The 14,916-nt window shown below is 70.0% G+C and carries 13 protein-coding genes; 9 read left to right on the top strand and 4 right to left on the bottom strand.

The window, feature by feature from the left end; translation table 11 throughout:
* Positions 1 to 44 precede the first annotated feature (44 nt).
* Genes ACYQ77_RS07195 through ACYQ77_RS07170 form a run of 6 tightly spaced genes read left to right on the top strand, consistent with a single transcriptional unit; the run spans position 45 to position 7,122 of the window.
* On the top strand, positions 45 to 1,712 hold the full coding sequence (locus tag ACYQ77_RS07195) for an ABC transporter substrate-binding protein (protein WP_459708665.1): 1,668 nt from the start codon (positions 45 to 47) through the stop codon (positions 1,710 to 1,712).
* Between the two features lie 5 nt (positions 1,713 to 1,717).
* Positions 1,718 to 2,752, top strand: a complete 1,035-nt coding sequence (locus ACYQ77_RS07190; protein WP_459708663.1) for an ABC transporter ATP-binding protein — start codon at positions 1,718 to 1,720, stop codon at positions 2,750 to 2,752.
* A gap of 1 nt (position 2,753) precedes the next feature.
* Entirely contained in the window at positions 2,754 to 3,734 is a 981-nt protein-coding gene (locus tag ACYQ77_RS07185; RefSeq protein WP_459708661.1) for an ABC transporter permease, read from the top strand.
* A gap of 3 nt (positions 3,735 to 3,737) precedes the next feature.
* Positions 3,738 to 4,697 (top strand): ABC transporter permease, encoded by a 960-nt coding sequence (locus tag ACYQ77_RS07180; RefSeq protein WP_459708660.1) that lies wholly within the window; start codon positions 3,738 to 3,740, stop codon positions 4,695 to 4,697.
* Complete coding sequence (locus ACYQ77_RS07175; RefSeq protein WP_459708659.1) at positions 4,690 to 5,691, top strand: ABC transporter ATP-binding protein; 1,002 nt, start codon at positions 4,690 to 4,692, stop codon at positions 5,689 to 5,691. Before ACYQ77_RS07180 ends, ACYQ77_RS07175 begins: the two co-directional genes overlap by 8 nt.
* Positions 5,692 to 5,706: 15 nt before the next feature.
* Positions 5,707 to 7,122, top strand: a complete 1,416-nt coding sequence (locus ACYQ77_RS07170) for a GH1 family beta-glucosidase (protein ID WP_459708657.1) — start codon at positions 5,707 to 5,709, stop codon at positions 7,120 to 7,122.
* A 164-nt stretch (positions 7,123 to 7,286) separates the two neighbouring features.
* On the opposite strand, the gene ACYQ77_RS07165 is transcribed toward ACYQ77_RS07170, so the two are convergent.
* From ACYQ77_RS07165 to ACYQ77_RS07155, 3 genes are read right to left on the bottom strand one after another with little or no spacing between them, the layout of a single operon-like run.
* A complete protein-coding gene (locus tag ACYQ77_RS07165; protein ID WP_459708655.1) occupies positions 7,287 to 9,503 on the bottom strand; it encodes a heavy metal translocating P-type ATPase in 2,217 nt (738 codons plus the stop codon).
* Between the two features lie 8 nt (positions 9,504 to 9,511).
* Positions 9,512 to 10,417 carry a hypothetical protein gene (locus tag ACYQ77_RS07160; RefSeq protein WP_459708654.1) on the bottom strand — a complete coding sequence of 302 codons (906 nt, stop codon included), beginning with the start codon at positions 10,415 to 10,417 and terminating at the stop codon, positions 9,512 to 9,514.
* Between the two features lies 1 nt (position 10,418).
* Positions 10,419 to 10,625 (bottom strand): heavy-metal-associated domain-containing protein, encoded by a 207-nt coding sequence (locus ACYQ77_RS07155; protein ID WP_459708652.1) that lies wholly within the window; start codon positions 10,623 to 10,625, stop codon positions 10,419 to 10,421.
* Positions 10,626 to 10,754: 129 nt separating this feature from the next.
* On the opposite strand from ACYQ77_RS07155, the gene ACYQ77_RS07150 reads away from it, so the two are divergent.
* Both ACYQ77_RS07150 and ACYQ77_RS07145 read left to right on the top strand, forming a co-directional pair.
* Positions 10,755 to 10,976 carry a hypothetical protein gene (locus ACYQ77_RS07150; protein ID WP_459708651.1) on the top strand — a complete coding sequence of 74 codons (222 nt, stop codon included), beginning with the start codon at positions 10,755 to 10,757 and terminating at the stop codon, positions 10,974 to 10,976.
* A 67-nt stretch (positions 10,977 to 11,043) separates the two neighbouring features.
* Positions 11,044 to 11,274 (top strand): hypothetical protein, encoded by a 231-nt coding sequence (locus ACYQ77_RS07145; protein WP_459708650.1) that lies wholly within the window; start codon positions 11,044 to 11,046, stop codon positions 11,272 to 11,274.
* A gap of 1,298 nt (positions 11,275 to 12,572) precedes the next feature.
* Here ACYQ77_RS07145 and ACYQ77_RS07140 read toward each other — a convergent pair.
* Positions 12,573 to 13,394, bottom strand: coding sequence for an endonuclease/exonuclease/phosphatase family protein (locus ACYQ77_RS07140; RefSeq protein WP_459708647.1), 822 nt, complete (start codon positions 13,392 to 13,394; stop codon positions 12,573 to 12,575).
* Between the two features lie 45 nt (positions 13,395 to 13,439).
* Here ACYQ77_RS07140 and ACYQ77_RS07135 point away from each other — a divergent pair, with 45 nt between their 5' ends.
* A complete protein-coding gene (locus tag ACYQ77_RS07135; protein ID WP_459708645.1) occupies positions 13,440 to 14,912 on the top strand; it encodes a glycosyltransferase family 39 protein in 1,473 nt (490 codons plus the stop codon).
* Positions 14,913 to 14,916 lie beyond the last annotated feature (4 nt).

Raw genomic sequence — 14,916 nt, 5'->3', positions numbered from 1 at the left:
GTGCACGCTCGCGTTCCCTTTCCCCGACAAAGGAGTCCGGTTCCATGCGACTCAGGCGAAGGGCCGTGGCGGTCGCCGCGGCGTTACTGCTCACCGCCGGTCTGGCGGCCTGTGGCGATGGCAAGACGGGCGGCGGCGGCAACGCCGGTGGCGTGCTGAACATCGGCATGCCGAACGGCCCGCAGACGGAGAACCACAACCCGTTCCTGCCGTCCAGCTCGAGCAACTCGCTGGGCTACCGCTGGGCGCTCTACGAGCCGCTCGTCATGACCAACCAGGTCAAGCCGGCCGAGGAGGGCAAGCCCTGGCTCGCGACCGAGTGGAAGTGGTCGGACAACTACCGCAAGCTCGAGCTGACCATCCGCGACAACGCGAAGTGGTCCGACGGGCAGCCGCTGACCGGCGCGGACGTCGCCTACACGTTCACGCTGCTGAAGAACACCCCGGCGCTGAACATCAACGCCATCCCGTACGCCGACGCCACCGCGGACGGCAACAAGGTGACCGTGACGTTCACGAACTCGCAGTTCGTGAACCAGATGGACATCCTCACCCAGACCCCGATGGTGCCGGAGCACCTGTGGTCGAAGATGTCCGACCCGGCCACCGACACCGTGAAGGACCCGGTCGGCTCCGGACCGTACACGCTGAAGTCGTTCACGCCGCAGACCGTCACGCTGACCGTGCGTGACGAGTACTGGCAGGACCTGCCGCAGGTCAAGGAGCTGCGCTACACGTCCTACAACGACAACAACGCGCAGACCACCGCGCTCGCGAACGGCTCGTCGGAGTGGGCGTTCACGTTCATCTCGAACTACAAGGCCGTCTACGTCGACAAGGACCCGCAGCACCACAAGCTGTGGTTCCCGCCGGTGCTGGCCGCGCACGGCCTGTTCCTCAACACCGAGCTGAAGCCGTTCGACGACCCGGTCCTGCGCCGCGCGATGAACATGGTGATCAACCGCAACGACGTGTTCATGCAGGGCGAGGCGGGCTACTTCTACCCGGAGATCAAGAACGTCACAGGCATCCCGACGCCCGCGGGTGACGCGTTCCTCGCCGACGAGTTCAAGGGCAAGGAGTTCACGGTCGACGTCGAGGGCGCCAAGAAGCTCCTGACGGACAACGGCTACAAGTATCAGGGTGACACGCTGCTCGACAAGACGGGCAAGCCGGTGAAGCTCACCATGTCGAACCCAGCGGGCTGGTCGGACTACATCACCACGCTGGAGATCCTGAAGGACAACTTCTCCGACATCGGCATCGCCGCCACCGTCGACAAGGCCAACCAGGACACCTGGACCACCAACGTCGACACCGGCCAGTTCGAGGCCGCCATGCACTGGACCAACAACGGCGCCACCCCGTTCGACCTGTACCAGTCCATCATGGACGGAGCGCTGTACAAGCCGGTCGGCACGTCCGGGGTGAACGGCAACTGGGGCCGGTTCCGCAACGCCGACGCGACCGAGGCGCTCAACCAGTACGCCAACGCCGCCGACGAGCAGGTCCGCAAGGAGGCGATGGACGAGCTGCAGCGGATCTACGTCGAGCAGGCGCCGGTCCTGATCACCGGCGCGGCCAACGCCGGTGGCGAGTACAGCACCAAGAACTGGGTCGGCTGGCCCGACGAGAACAACCAGTACGCGCCCGCCCAGCCGACGCAGCCGAACGCGCTGGACATCATCCTGCACCTGAAGCCGGCCTCGTAACCCTCATGACGGCGAGCACCAAGCCCACCGCCCCCAGCGCCACCGACGTGGTGCTGGAGGCGGTGGGCCTCACCAAGCACTTCCCCATCCGGCGCAGGCTGCGGACCCTGTTCGCACCGCAGCGGGCGGTCCACGCCGTCGAGCAGGTCGACCTGGTGCTGCGCAAGGGCCGGGTCACCGCGATGGTCGGCGAGTCCGGGTCCGGCAAGTCGACCGTGGCACGGCTCATGGCGCAGCTCATCCACCAGACCGACGGCCGGGTGCTGCTGCACGGCGAGCCCGTGCGCGCCACCGGCCGGCGGTTCCGCGCCTACTGCCGCCGCGTGCAGATGGTGTTCCAGGACCCCTTCGCGTCGCTGAACCCGGTCCACACCGTGCGCTACCACCTCACGCGCGCGCTGAAGATCCACCGCAGCGACACCACGGCCGAGGAACTGCTCACGCGGGTGGCACTGACCCCGCCGGAGCGGTTCCTCTCCAAGTTCCCGCACGAGCTGTCCGGCGGGCAGCGCCAGCGCGTCGCGATCGCCCGCGCGCTGGCCGCCGGTCCGGAGGCGCTGCTCGCCGACGAGCCGGTGTCCATGTTGGACGTGTCGATCCGGCTGGGCGTGCTGAACCTGCTGCGGGACCTGCGGGACCGGCTCAACCTGGCCATCCTCTACATCACGCACGACATCGCGTCGGCGCGCTACTTCGCCGACGAGGTGCTGGTGATGTACGCGGGGCAGGTCGTCGAGGGCGGCAGCGGCGAGGCGGTGACGCAGCACGCGGCGCACCCGTACACGCGGCTGCTGATCGCCTCGGCGCCCGACCCGGACCGGATCGCGGGCGCGGAGGCCGAGGTCGAGGACGTGGGCGGCGGCGAGCCGCCGAGCCTGATCGAGCCGCCGACGGGGTGCCGGTTCCACCCGCGCTGCCCGCACGCGATGGCGCGCTGCACGGTCGAGGCGCCGCCGCGGCTGGCCGTCGAGTCCAACGGCGACGGTCCGCACTGGGCGGCGTGCTGGCTGTACGACAAGAACACGGTGGAGGCGACCTGACATGGGTTATGTGCTCCGCCGCGTCGGGTTCTACGTGTTCACCGCGTGGGCCGCGATCACCATCAACTTCTTCCTGCCGAGACTCATCCCCGGCGACCCGGTCCAGTCGCTGATCGCCCGGTCGCGCGGCCAGCTCGACGCCAACGCGATCCAGTCGCTGTACATCCTGTTCGGGCTCAACACCGACAAGAGCATCGTCGAGCAGTACGTCGACTACCTCGGCCAGCTGTTCCGCGGCGACCTCGGGCTGTCGTTCACGTTCTTCCCGACCCCGGTGTCCGAGGTGCTGGCGGACTCGCTGCCGTGGACGCTGGGCCTCGTCGGCCTGACCACGATCATCAGCTTCCTCCTCGGCACGTTCATGGGCGTGCTCGTCGGCTGGTGGCGCGGCTCGTGGGCGGACATGCTGATGCCGGTGACGACGTTCCTGTCGTCCATCCCCTACTTCTGGCTCGGCCTGATCGCCATCACGCTGCTCGCCGACGCCGGCGGGCCGTTCCCGTCGTCGGGCGGCTACGACCCCGGTGTCGTGCCCAGCTGGGACATGGACTTCGTGTGGAGCGCGGTCTACCACTCGCTGCTGCCCGCGATCACGATCCTGATCTCGTCGATGAGCGGCTGGGTCCTGTCGATGCGCAACATGATGCTGACCGTCTCCTCGGAGGACTACATCACGGTCGCGCACGCGAAGGGCCTCTCCGAGCGCCGCGTGATGATCGGCTACGCGGCACGCAACGCGCTGCTGCCGAACGTGTCCGGGTTCGCGCTCTCCCTCGGCCTGATCGTCGGCGGGACCCTGCTGGTGGAGATCGTGTTCTCCTACCCGGGCGTCGGGTTCCAGCTGTTCCAGGCGGTCGGCGCGAAGGACTACCCGCTCGTGCAGGGCATCTTCCTGATCATCACGCTGTCGGTGCTGGTCGCGAACCTGTTCGCGGACCTGATCTACCTCCTGCTTGACCCGCGCACCAGGAAGGAGGGCTGAGCCGTGGCACTGCCCACCGCGGACGTCATGACGGCCGTCCCGCCCGCCGCACCGGTCAAGCGCCGCCGCCGGTCGCGGCTCCTCGCCAACCGCAAGGCCGTGGCCGGTCTGGTGATCTTCGCCTTCTTCTGCCTGCTGGCGGTCTTCGGGCCGGTGCTCGCGCCCTACGACCCCGGCCAGCGGGGGCCGGACCTGCTGGTCTCGCCCGACGGCGACCACTGGTTCGGCACCACCCACCTCGGCCAGGACCTGTTCAGCCAGATGCTCGACGGCTCCCGCAGCGTCATGCTCGTCGGGATCGTCGCCGGGGTGGTGGCGACGGTGCTCGCCGTGCTGATCGGCGTGACCTCCGGGTACCTGACGGGCGCCGGCTCCGAGGGCCTGTCCGCGCTGTCGAACGTGTTCCTGGTGATCCCGGCGCTGCCGCTGATCCTGATCATCACGCTGTCGCTGCCGGACACCGACGACATGACGATCGCCCTGGTCATCGGCTGCACGTCCTGGGCGTGGGGCGCACGCGTGCTGCGCGCGCAGACGCTGTCGCTGCGGCGGCGCGACTACGTCGAGGCGGCCCGCGCGACCGGCGAGTCGACGTGGCGGATCATCGGGTTCGAGATCCTGCCCAACCTGACGGCGGTGATCGCGGCCAGCTTCATCGGCACGGTGATCTTCGCGGTGCTGTCGGAGATCACGCTCGCGTTCATCGGCGTACCGGGGGTGTCCGAGTGGAACTGGGGTGCGATCCTGTTCTGGGCGCAGAGCCAGCAGGCGCTCGCGCAGGGCGCGTGGTGGTGGTTCGTGCCGCCGGGTGTCGCGATCGCGTTGCTGGGCACCGGGCTGGCGCTGCTGAACTTCGGCATCGACGAGTACGTCAACCCGCGGCTGCGCACCAGCAGCACCGTCCGCGGCGTGAAGATGCGGGTCGGTTTCACGCCCGTGCTGAAGGGGGCGCGCGATGAGTGAGCCGGTGCTGGAGATCAGGAACCTGAACGTGCACTACGGCCTCGGTGACGAGGGCGTGCACGCGGTCCGGGACGTGAGCCTCACGCTCGACCGCGGCGAGGTACTCGGCCTCGCGGGTGAGAGCGGCAGCGGCAAGTCCACCCTGGCCTACGGGATGCTGCGGCTGCTGCCGCCGCCCGGGGTGGTCACCGGCGGGCAGGTGCTGTACCACCCGCGCGACGGCGAGCCCATGGACCTGATGACGCTGTCGACCGCGAAGCTGCGCCGGTTCCGCTGGTCGGAGATCTCGATCGTGTTCCAGGGCGCGATGAACTCGCTCAACCCCGTCCACACGATCGCCGCCCAGCTGTGCGACGTGATCGCCGCGCACGAGCCGAGGACCAGCCGGGCAGCACAACGCGCCCGCGCACGCGACCTGCTGAAGCTCGTCGGCATCAACGCCGACCGGCTGAACAGCTACCCGCACCAGCTGTCCGGCGGCATGCGGCAGCGCGTGATGATCGCGATGGCGCTCGCGCTGGAGCCGCGCGTGGTGGTGATGGACGAACCGACCACCGCGCTGGACGTGGTGATGCAGCGGCAGATCCTCGCCCAGCTCGTCGAGCTGCGCGAGCGGATCGGGTTCTCCGTCCTGTTCATCACCCACGACCTGTCGCTGCTGGTCGAGTTCTCCGACCGGATCGCGATCATGTACGGCGGGCGGATCGTGGAACAGGCGCCCGCGCGCGACCTCTACCGGGAGTCGCTGCACCCGTACAGCGACGGCCTGCTGCACTCGTTCCCGGCGCTGCGGGGGCCGCGCCGGGAGCTGACCGGCATCCCCGGCTCGCCGCCGGACCTGCGTGCGATGCCGTCGGGGTGCACCTTCCATCCCCGCTGTCCCAAGGCGTTCGAGCCGTGCGCCGACCGGTCGCCGGTGCTGTCGGCGCCGAGCGATGCGAGCAACCGGACCGTGGCCTGCTGGCTGCATTCGGTGGAGAAGGTCAACACCTGACCGAGATTACGGAGGATGGATCTCTTGGATACCACGGTGACACGGGAGGCGGCGGACGAGGCGGAGCTGATCGCGAGCCTGCCGTCGGACTTCCGGTGGGGGGTGGCGACCTCCGCCTACCAGATCGAGGGGGCGTACGACGAGGACGGGCGCGGGGTGTCCATCTGGGACACCTACTGCCGCACGCCGGGCATGGTCGACGGCGGTGACAACGGTGACGTGGCGTGCGACCACTACCACCGGATGCCGCAGGACGTGGCGCTGATCAAGTCGCTGGGCGTGGACGTGTACCGGTTCTCGGTGGCGTGGCCGCGCATCCAGGCCGACGGCACCGGCCCGGCGAACGAGAAGGGCCTCGGGTTCTACGACCGGCTCGTCGACGAGCTGCTGCGGTCGGGCATCGACCCGTGGGTCACGCTGTACCACTGGGACCTGCCGCAGGCACTGGAGGACAGGGGCGGCTGGCCGGAGCGGGACACCGCGTACCGGTTCGCCGACTACGCGATGCTGGTGTTCGACCGGCTGCAGGACCGCGTGCGCACGTGGACCACGCTCAACGAGCCGTGGTGCTCGGCGATGCTCGGCTACTACGAGGGCCGCCAGGCGCCGGGCAGGCAGAGCTTCGCCGACGCCATGGATGCCGTGCACCACCTGCTGCTCGGCCACGGCCTGGCCGCGCAGCGGATGCGGGCCGCGGCGACGGAGCCGATCGAGCTGGGCATCACGTTGAACATGGGCACCGCGATGGCGGCGTCGGAGAGCCTCGCCGACCAGGAGGCGGCGCGGCGGGCCGACGGTCTCGGCGCCCGCATCTACCTGGACCCGCTGCTGCGCGGGCAGTACCCGGGCGACATCGTCGACGACCTGTCCGTGCGCGGGATCAAGCTGCCGGTCGTCGACGGCGACCTGGGCATCATCAGCGAGCCGATCGACGTGCTGGGCGTGAACTACTACTCGTCGCACCGGTTCACCGGCGTCGACGCCGCGGGCCGCACCGAAGACGAGGACGGCAACCCGATCACGGTGAACGTGCCGCTCGGCCGCCCCGTGACCGCGATGGACTGGGAGATCGTGCCGGAGGGCTTCACCGAGCTGCTGGTGCGGCTGTCGCGGGAGTACCCCGGCACCCCGCTCGTGATCACCGAGAACGGCGCCGCGTTCGACGACGAGCCGGACCCGTCCGGGTACGTCGCCGACCACGACCGCACCGCGTACCTGTCGTCGCACATCGCGGCGGTGGCGGCGGCCCGGCAACAGGGCGCGGACGTGCGCGGCTACTTCGCGTGGTCGCTGATGGACAACTTCGAGTGGTCGTACGGCTACGCGAAGCGCTTCGGGCTGGTGCACGTGGACTACGAGACCCAGGCGCGCACCCCGAAGCAGAGCGCACTCTGGTACCGGGACACGATCCGCCAGGTCCGAGGCCACTGACCCCGCGAGTCCCGCCCCAGACCACCGCGAGTCGCGCTCTCACGCACACCGAGTTGGTGGTTTCGTGCAGTCCGGCACGCCGGTCGTCTGCACGAAACCGACAACTCGTTGTGTTCGAGAGCGTGACTCGCGGTGTTTGAGAGCGTGACTCGCGGGGTGGGGGGTCAGTGGGTGGTGAAGGTGCGCAGGCGGAGGCTGTTGGTCACCACGAACACCGAGCTGGCGGCCATCGTCAGGCCGGCGAGCATCGGGTTCAACAGGCCCGCCGCGGCCAGCGGGATCGCCGCGATGTTGTAGGCGAACGCCCAGAACAGGTTGCCCTTGATCACGGCGAGGGTGCGGCGGGACAGCCGGATCGCGTCCGCCGCGGCCCGCAGGTCACCGCGCACCAGCGTCAGGTCGCTCGCCTCGATCGCCACGTCCGTGCCCGTGCCCATCGCGAGCCCCAGGTCGGCCTGCGCGAGCGCGGCCGCGTCGTTGACGCCGTCGCCGACCATCGCGACCACCCGGCCCTCGTCCTGGAGTCGCTTCACCGCGTCGACCTTGTCGGCAGGCAGGACCCCCGCGATCACCTCGTCGATGCCGACCTTCGCCGCCACCGACCTGGCCACGGCCTCGTGGTCACCGGTCAGCATGATCGGTTCGAGGCCCAGCGCACGCAGCCGTCGCACGGCGTCGGCGCTGGTCGGCTTGATCGTGTCGGCCACCACGAGCAGGCCGCGGGCCGCGCCGTCCCACGCGACCGTGACCGTCGTCTTGCCTTCCGCCTCGGCCGCGGCCTTGGCCGACGCCAGCGCCTCCGGCAGCGCGGGCAGCCAGTCGTCCCCGCCGACCACCCGGCCCGCGGTGATCTCGTGGCCCTCGACGGTGCCGCGCACGCCGAGCCCCTCGCGGGCGGCGAACCCGGTCACGGCGGGCAGCGCGCCGACCCGGTCCCGGGCACCGTCCGCGACCGCCTTCGCGATCGGGTGTTCCGACGCGTCCTCCAGGGCGCCCGCGTACCGCAGCAGCAGCTCCTCGTCGACACCGTCGGCGGCGACCACGTCCTCGAGCGACATCCGCCCGGTGGTCACCGTGCCGGTCTTGTCCAGCACCACGGTGTCGACCCGGCGCGTGGACTCCAGCACCTCCGGGCCCTTGATCAGGATGCCGAGCTGCGCGCCCCGGCCCGTGCCGACCAGCAACGCCGTCGGCGTCGCGAGGCCGAGCGCGCACGGGCACGCGATGATCAGCACGGCGACGGCCGCGGTGAACGCCGCCGACGACGTCGCGCCCGTGCCGAGCCAGAAGCCGAGCGTGCCGAACGCCAGGACGATCACGACCGGCACGAACACCGCCGACACCCGGTCCGCGAGCCGCTGGACCTGCGCCTTGCCGGTCTGCGCCTGCTCGACCAGCCGGGCCATCTGCGCGAGCTGCGTGTCCGCGCCGACGCGGGTGGCGCGCACGACGAGCCGCCCGCCGACGTTCACCGTCGCGCCGACCACGTTCGCCCCGGGCGCCACCTCGACCGGCACCGACTCGCCGGTCAGCATGCTCTCGTCGACGGCGGACGAGCCGTCCTCGACGACGCCGTCGGTCGCGATCTTCTCGCCGGGCCGCACGACGAACCGGTCGCCGACGGCGAGCGACTCGACCGGGATCCGCGTCTCGGTGCCGTTCCGCAGGACGGCGACGTCCTTGACGCCCAACGACAACAGCGCGCGCAGCGCGGACCCGGCGCGGCTCTTCGCGCGTGCCTCGAAGTAGCGGCCCGCGAGGATGAACGTCGTGACCCCGGCCGCGACCTCGAGGTAGATGTTGCCGGTGCCGCCGGTCCGCTCGATGGTGATGCGGAACGGGTGCTCCATGCCGGGGATGCCCGCCGTGCCGAGGAAGAGTGCGTACAGCGACCAGCCGAAGGCGGTCAGCGTGCCGATGGAGATCAGCGTGTCCATGGTGGCCGCGCCGTGCCGGGCGTTCACCCAGGCGGCGCGGTGGAACGGCAGCGCGCCCCAGACGACCACGGGCGCGGTGAGCACGAGCGACGCCCACTGCCAGTACTCGAACTGGAAGGCCTGGACCATCGACATGGCGACGACCGGGATCGTAAGGACGGCGCTGACCAGCAGCCGCGTGCGCAGCGCCCGCAGTTCGGCGTCGTGGGGTTCCTCGGGCTCCTCCGCCTTCGGCGGTGCGGGGAGGGCGGCGGTGTAGCCGAGCTTCTCGACGGTGGCGATCAGGTCCTCGGCGGCGGCGGTGCCGCGGACCAGCGCCTTCTCCGTGGCGTAGTTGACGGTCGCCTCGACGCCGTCCATGCGGTTGAGCTTCTTCTCGATCCTGGCCGCGCACGACGCACAGGTCATGCCGCCGATCACCAGCTCGACCTGGTCGGTGGCCATGTGCCCTCCTAGTGCCCGTGCCCGCCCGCGACGGCGGTGAACTCCGCGGTCCGCACGACGTCGCCGTGCTTGAAGTCCAGGTACAGCCGGTAGGTGCCCGCCGTGGGGACCTCGGCGTAGAAGACGATGTTGGGCCCCGGCCTGGTCGTCCCGTCGCCGGGCTCGCCGTCGGGGTGGACGTGCAGGTAGGCGAGGTCGCCCTGGCGCAGCGCGATCAGGTGGCCGTAGGCGGCGAGGTACGGCTGCAGGTCGGTGACCGGCACGCCGTCCTTGTCGACCGACAGGGTCAGCCTGCTGGTGGTGCCGGGGGTGAGCTTGCCGCTCAGGGTCACCCGGTAGCCGTCCACGGTCGCGGTCAGCGCTGCGGGCGGCAGCGGCACCGGCCGGTAGGCCCCGGTGACCGGCACGTCGGCGCCGAGGGTGTGGCCCTCTTCCTCGTCGGCGAGCTGGAAGTCGGCGAACACTCGGAAGTCGCCCGCGGCCGCGAAGGTCAGCGGCACGCGCCACGTCCCGTCGGCGGCCATCTCGGGGTGCACGTGCTGGAAGCCGGACAGGTCGCGCCGGGCGACGACCAGGTGCATCAGCTTGTCGTGCGTGGGCTGGAAGTCGGTGACCGCGTGCCCGTCCTCGTCGAGGATCCGGAACGCGAAGTCGGTCGCCCGCCCCGCGGCGAGCCCGTCGGACAGCACGTCGAGCGTGACGCCACCCTCGCTGACCTGCAGCCCCTTGGGCACGGCCGCGCCGCCGTGGTCGTCGCCGTGACCGGCCTCCTGCGCCCCCATCCCCTCGTGCTCGGCCGCCGCCGGCTCCGGCTCCGCCGCGACGGGCCCCACGGCCTTGCCGATCCCGTAGGCGGCGCCGAACACGGCCGCCACGACCAGGACGAGGCCGCCGAGCTTCGCCGCGGGGTTCATGTCAGCTCGCCAGTTCGTAACCGGCCTCGTCGACGGAGGCGCGGACGGTCTCGACGTCGATGGGCTCGTCGCTGGTCACGGTGACCTGGCCGGTGGACAGGTCGACCTGGACGTCGGTCACACCCGGGATGCGGGAGACCTCGCCGCGCACCGCACCCACGCAGTGCTCGCAGGTCATGCCGGTCACCGTGTACGTGTTCGTCGCCACCGTTCACTCCTCGTGTCCGTGTCCGCGGCATACCCGGCCGCGCTGCGGTCAAACCTACTATACCCCCGCACGGTATCCAAGCGGGTGAGACTCATGTCCCGGTCGAGCGGCGCCTGAGACCCTCGCGACATGACCCGTGAGGACCTGGCCCGCGAGATCGACCGCCTCGCCGGAGTGTCCCATGAGGACGTTCACGCACTGTCGTCGGTGGACGTCATGCGCGTGGTCAACATGCTGCGCGTGCGCGGACTCCCGGTGACGTACCGTGATCTGGCGGCGGAGCCCGACTTCGACGCCTGGTGGACGCGAATCAGCCACCTCCTGGCGGCGAACCCCCATCTGGCGGCATGAGATTGTCATGCCCGATCCCTCACCGGCACACTGGTTCGAGGGACGTGACGGCGCTCACACTTGAGGCATGAGCACGCTGGAAGAAATGGGCCACGTGATGCGCACCGCGCCCGGCCCGGCGGCCAGCATTCACGAGGTCGCCGACTGGTACCGCCGCAAGGCACGGCTCCTCGACCACCTCGCCAACGGCGGTCCTGCCGCTGAGGCCACTCGTATGCACGCCTTGGCGGATCTGGCCCGGGAGCACGCGGATTCGTTGCTTTCCTTGTCGCGGAACGATCTCGCCAACGCTTCTTGACGGGATGACCGGGCTGCTGGCCGCCGGTTTTGTCGGTGGTGGCCGGCAGGCTTGGTTTCGGGGGCCGGAGGCCGTCGCTTGTGGATAACTCCGCTGTTGTCGGCCGGGACTGTCGGTGGTCGCGGCTAGGCTGGTTTCCGGGGGCCGGAGGCCGTCGCTGTGGATGACTTCGCCCTTGGTGGCCGGGATTGTCGGGGGTCACGGATACGCTGGGTTTCGGGTGCCGGAGGCTGGCTTCGCCCTTGGTGGCCGCGATTGTCGGGGGTCGCGGCTAGGCTGGTTTCCGGGGGGCCGGAGGCCGTCGCTGTGGATGACTTCGCCTTTTGTGACCGGGACTGTCGATGGTCGCCGCTCGCCTGGGTTTCGAGCCGGAGGCCGCAGTTGTGGATAGCTTCGCCTTGGGGCCGGGACTGTCGGGGGTCGCGGCTAGGCTGGTTTCCGGGGGGCCGGAGGCCGTCGCTGTGGATGACTTCGCCTTTTGTGACCGGGACTGTCGGTGGTCGCCGCTAGGCTGGTTTCGGGGGCCGGAAGCCGTCGCTGTGGATAACTATCGCCTTGGTCGGCCGCGAATGGTCGGTCGTCGCCGCTAGGCTGGTTTCGGGGGCCGGAGGCCGTGTTTTGTGGCTTACTCGGCTGTTGACCGTTGCGGCTTAGCCCAATCTCGGGGAGAGGTTGGGGATAATCGGCCGTCGTCGGCCGGGGGCTGTGATAGCCCGTTCTCAGGGCCGGAGGCTGCGGACAGGGCTCTCGTCGCTGGGATTGGCGGTCGTCGCGGCCAGTTTGGGTTTCGGAGGGCCGTCGCTTGTGGATGACCTCGCCGTTGTCGGCCGGGATTGTCGGGAGTCGCGGCCAGGCTGGAAGTTGGGGGCCGGAGGCGCTCGCTGTGGATAACCTCGCTTTTGGCGGCCGGGATTGTCGGTGGTGGCGGCTAGGCTGGATGTCGGGGGGCCGGAGGCCGCAGTCGATCTTGTCGTCCCCGTCTTGTTTGTTGCGTGGCCTCGGGGTTTCCCTCCGGGGGGTCCTCGCCGGACGGGCTGGTCTCCGGGATGGCAGGGGGTCCTGCACGGGGTTGGTTTGGCAAGGACTGGTGTCCGTGGCTGCCTGCCATCCCGTCGACCTCCCGCCGGGCTATCACACCGCGTCAAGGGGGCCCGGCGGCTTGGGCATGTGGGTGCGTCGTGCTTCGGGCCCCCTTGACACAGTGTGATCGGGCTTCGCCAGGTCGACGGGATGGCAGGCAGTCCTTGTGTGGTGGGGGGCTGTCCGGCTTTGGCGCGGTTCGTGCGTTTGGTCTGTGGTCAGAAAAGGGTGGGTGGGCTTGCCGCTTCGAAGGGGTCGTAGGTGTCCAGGCGGGTACCCGCCTCCACGGTGAAGCGCAGGGACAGTCCTGAGTGGTCGGTCAGCCTGGTGGACCTCGGCTCGTGGACGTACTCGCACTCCACCAGTTCCTCCGCCAGTTCCTTGCTGCAGTGCGCGTGGTCGTAGCGGTAACCGTCGCCGGTGCGGCCTATCCAGCTGTGCTCCACGCGGTCCGGGTTCAGGTGGCGGTACGCGTCGACCAGGCCGTGCTTGTCGGTCAGGCCCCGGTAGAAGTCGTACTCGAACCAGCGGAACGTCGTGTACGCCGGGTCGTGGTCCGGTTCGACGACGTTGAGGTCGCCCAGCACCACCGTCTGCGCGCCCGCGTCGGTCATGCCCGCGGCGCCCATGGCCGCCGAGAACTCCGACAGCCAGCGGCGTTTGCGCTCGGTCTTCTCGGCCGTGGCGTCTCGTGTCGGAACGTAGGTGCCCAGAATGCGGATCAGACCCATACGGGTGGAAATCAGTGCACCGGTCACCCGATTGGGTAGGTACGACAGCATTTCGCCGATCGGGTCGGCCTGGAGCGGGAGTTTGCTGACGATCATCACGCCGTACTCGGCCGGGGCGGGCTTCGGGTAGAGCACCGCGTAGCCGGCCGTGCGGAACGCGTCCGCGAGGTGTTTGCACCCGTCGCTCGTCCTCGTCTCCGTCAGCACCAGCACGTCCTCGTGCCTGGTGGCGAGCCACGCCAGCTGGCGGTGGGCACGCTCCTCGGAAGGGCTGCCGATGTTGAGCGTCAACATGCTGAGACCGGACATGAGAAGTGATGGTAGAGAGCTGATCGCTGCGGGAGAATTCCGCCCGTGAATGACGCCCCGGCCACCACCAGGTCACCCTTCGCCTCGGCGCCGGTCACCCTGGTCGCCGCCACGTTGTTCACCGCGCTCATGGCCGTCAGCACCCGGTACGGCTATCACCGTGACGAGTTGTACTTCCGCCTCCTGGGTGAACGTCCCGCGGCCGGGTACTTCGACACGCCGCCGCTCACGCCGATGGTCGCGAAACTCTCGGTGGCGCTCTTCGGCGACAACGTCGTCGCGCTGCGGGTCGTGCCCGCACTGGCCGTCGCCGGGACGGTCGTGCTCGTGGCGATGGTGTGCCGCGAGTTCGGCGGCACCGCCGGCGCGCAGGTGCTGACCGCGATCGCGATCGCCGTGTCGTCGATGGCGTTGATCGCGGGCCACATGCTCCTCACGCTCACCCTCGACCTGCCGCTGTGGGCGGCCGCGATCCTGTTCCTGTGCAAGGCGGTCACCGGCGACGGGCGGTGGTGGCTCGCGTTCGGGGCGGTCGTCGGCGTCGCCACCTACAACCGGCAGCTGATCGCCCTGCTGGTGCTCGGGGTCGCCGTCGGCATCGTCCTCGCCGGGCCGCGTGCGGTGCTCGCCGTCAAGTGGCTGTGGCTCGGGGCCCTGCTGGCACTGGTGATCGCGCTGCCCAACCTGCTCTACCAGTCCGGCCACGACTGGCCGCAGGCCCAGATGGCCGAGGCGCTCGAGCACCAGAACGGCGAGGACAACCGGCTCATGTTCGGGCCCCTGCAGTTCGGGCTGCTCGGGTTCGGGTCGGTGATGGCCGTCGTCGGGCTCGTGTCGCTGTGGCGGGGCCGCACGTTCCGGTTCCTCGTGCTCGCCTACCCGGTGGCCTGCGCGATCACCCTCTACACGGGTGGCCGCCCCGACTACGTCGTCGGGTTCCTGATGGCGTTGTGCGCCGCGGGGTGCGTGCCGACGGCCGAATGGATGACCACGACCGTGCGGCGGACGGCTGTCGTGCTCGGGCTCGTCGCCACCGCGGTCGTGTCCGTACCGCTGGGACTGCCCGTCCTGCCGGTGTCCGCGCTCGACGACCTGCCGGTGGGCGAACTGAACGAGACGGCGCCGGAGTCCATCGGCTGGCACCGGTTCGCCCAGCAGATCGCCGACGTCGCCGCCGTGATCCCGGCGGAGGAACGCGTGCACACGATCGTGCTCGCCGAGAACTACGGGCAGGCCGGCGCCGTCGACCGGTGGGCGCAGGAGCTGGACCTGCCACCCGTCTACAGCGGGCACAACGAGCTGTGGTGGCGTGCCGTGCCGGAGGACCACGTCGTGACGGTCATCGCCGCCACGGACTCGTCCCGCGTGCGGGACCTCTTCGAGTCGTGCGAAGCGCACGGTGTCGTCGACGACGGCGTCGGGTCGTGGAACGAGGAACAGGGCAAGCCGATCCTGCTGTGCCGCGGCCCGGTGCGGCCGTGGGCGACACTGTGGCCGGAGTTCCGCCACTACAGCTAGGACA

It is taken from the genome of Actinophytocola sp. KF-1, from assembly GCF_054661535.1.
This window is presented reverse-complemented; position numbering and strand designations above follow the sequence as displayed.

What these genes read in the sequence shown, in the direction of transcription:
- ACYQ77_RS07185 (WP_459708661.1), top strand. Translation starts at nt 2,754, where the DNA reads ATGGGTTATGTGCTCCGCCGCGTCGGGTTCTACGTGTTCACCGCGTGG.
- ACYQ77_RS07195 (WP_459708665.1), top strand. Translation starts at nt 45, where the DNA reads ATGCGACTCAGGCGAAGGGCCGTGGCGGTCGCCGCGGCGTTACTGCTC.
- ACYQ77_RS07165 (WP_459708655.1), bottom strand. Translation starts at nt 9,503, where the DNA reads ATGGCCACCGACCAGGTCGAGCTGGTGATCGGCGGCATGACCTGTGCG.
- ACYQ77_RS07140 (WP_459708647.1), bottom strand. Translation starts at nt 13,394, where the DNA reads ATGTCCGGTCTCAGCATGTTGACGCTCAACATCGGCAGCCCTTCCGAG.
- ACYQ77_RS07175 (WP_459708659.1), top strand. Translation starts at nt 4,690, where the DNA reads ATGAGTGAGCCGGTGCTGGAGATCAGGAACCTGAACGTGCACTACGGC.
- ACYQ77_RS07190 (WP_459708663.1), top strand. Translation starts at nt 1,718, where the DNA reads ATGACGGCGAGCACCAAGCCCACCGCCCCCAGCGCCACCGACGTGGTG.
- ACYQ77_RS07150 (WP_459708651.1), top strand. Translation starts at nt 10,755, where the DNA reads ATGACCCGTGAGGACCTGGCCCGCGAGATCGACCGCCTCGCCGGAGTG.
- ACYQ77_RS07160 (WP_459708654.1), bottom strand. Translation starts at nt 10,417, where the DNA reads ATGAACCCCGCGGCGAAGCTCGGCGGCCTCGTCCTGGTCGTGGCGGCC.
- ACYQ77_RS07145 (WP_459708650.1), top strand. Translation starts at nt 11,044, where the DNA reads ATGAGCACGCTGGAAGAAATGGGCCACGTGATGCGCACCGCGCCCGGC.
- ACYQ77_RS07170 (WP_459708657.1), top strand. Translation starts at nt 5,707, where the DNA reads ATGGATCTCTTGGATACCACGGTGACACGGGAGGCGGCGGACGAGGCG.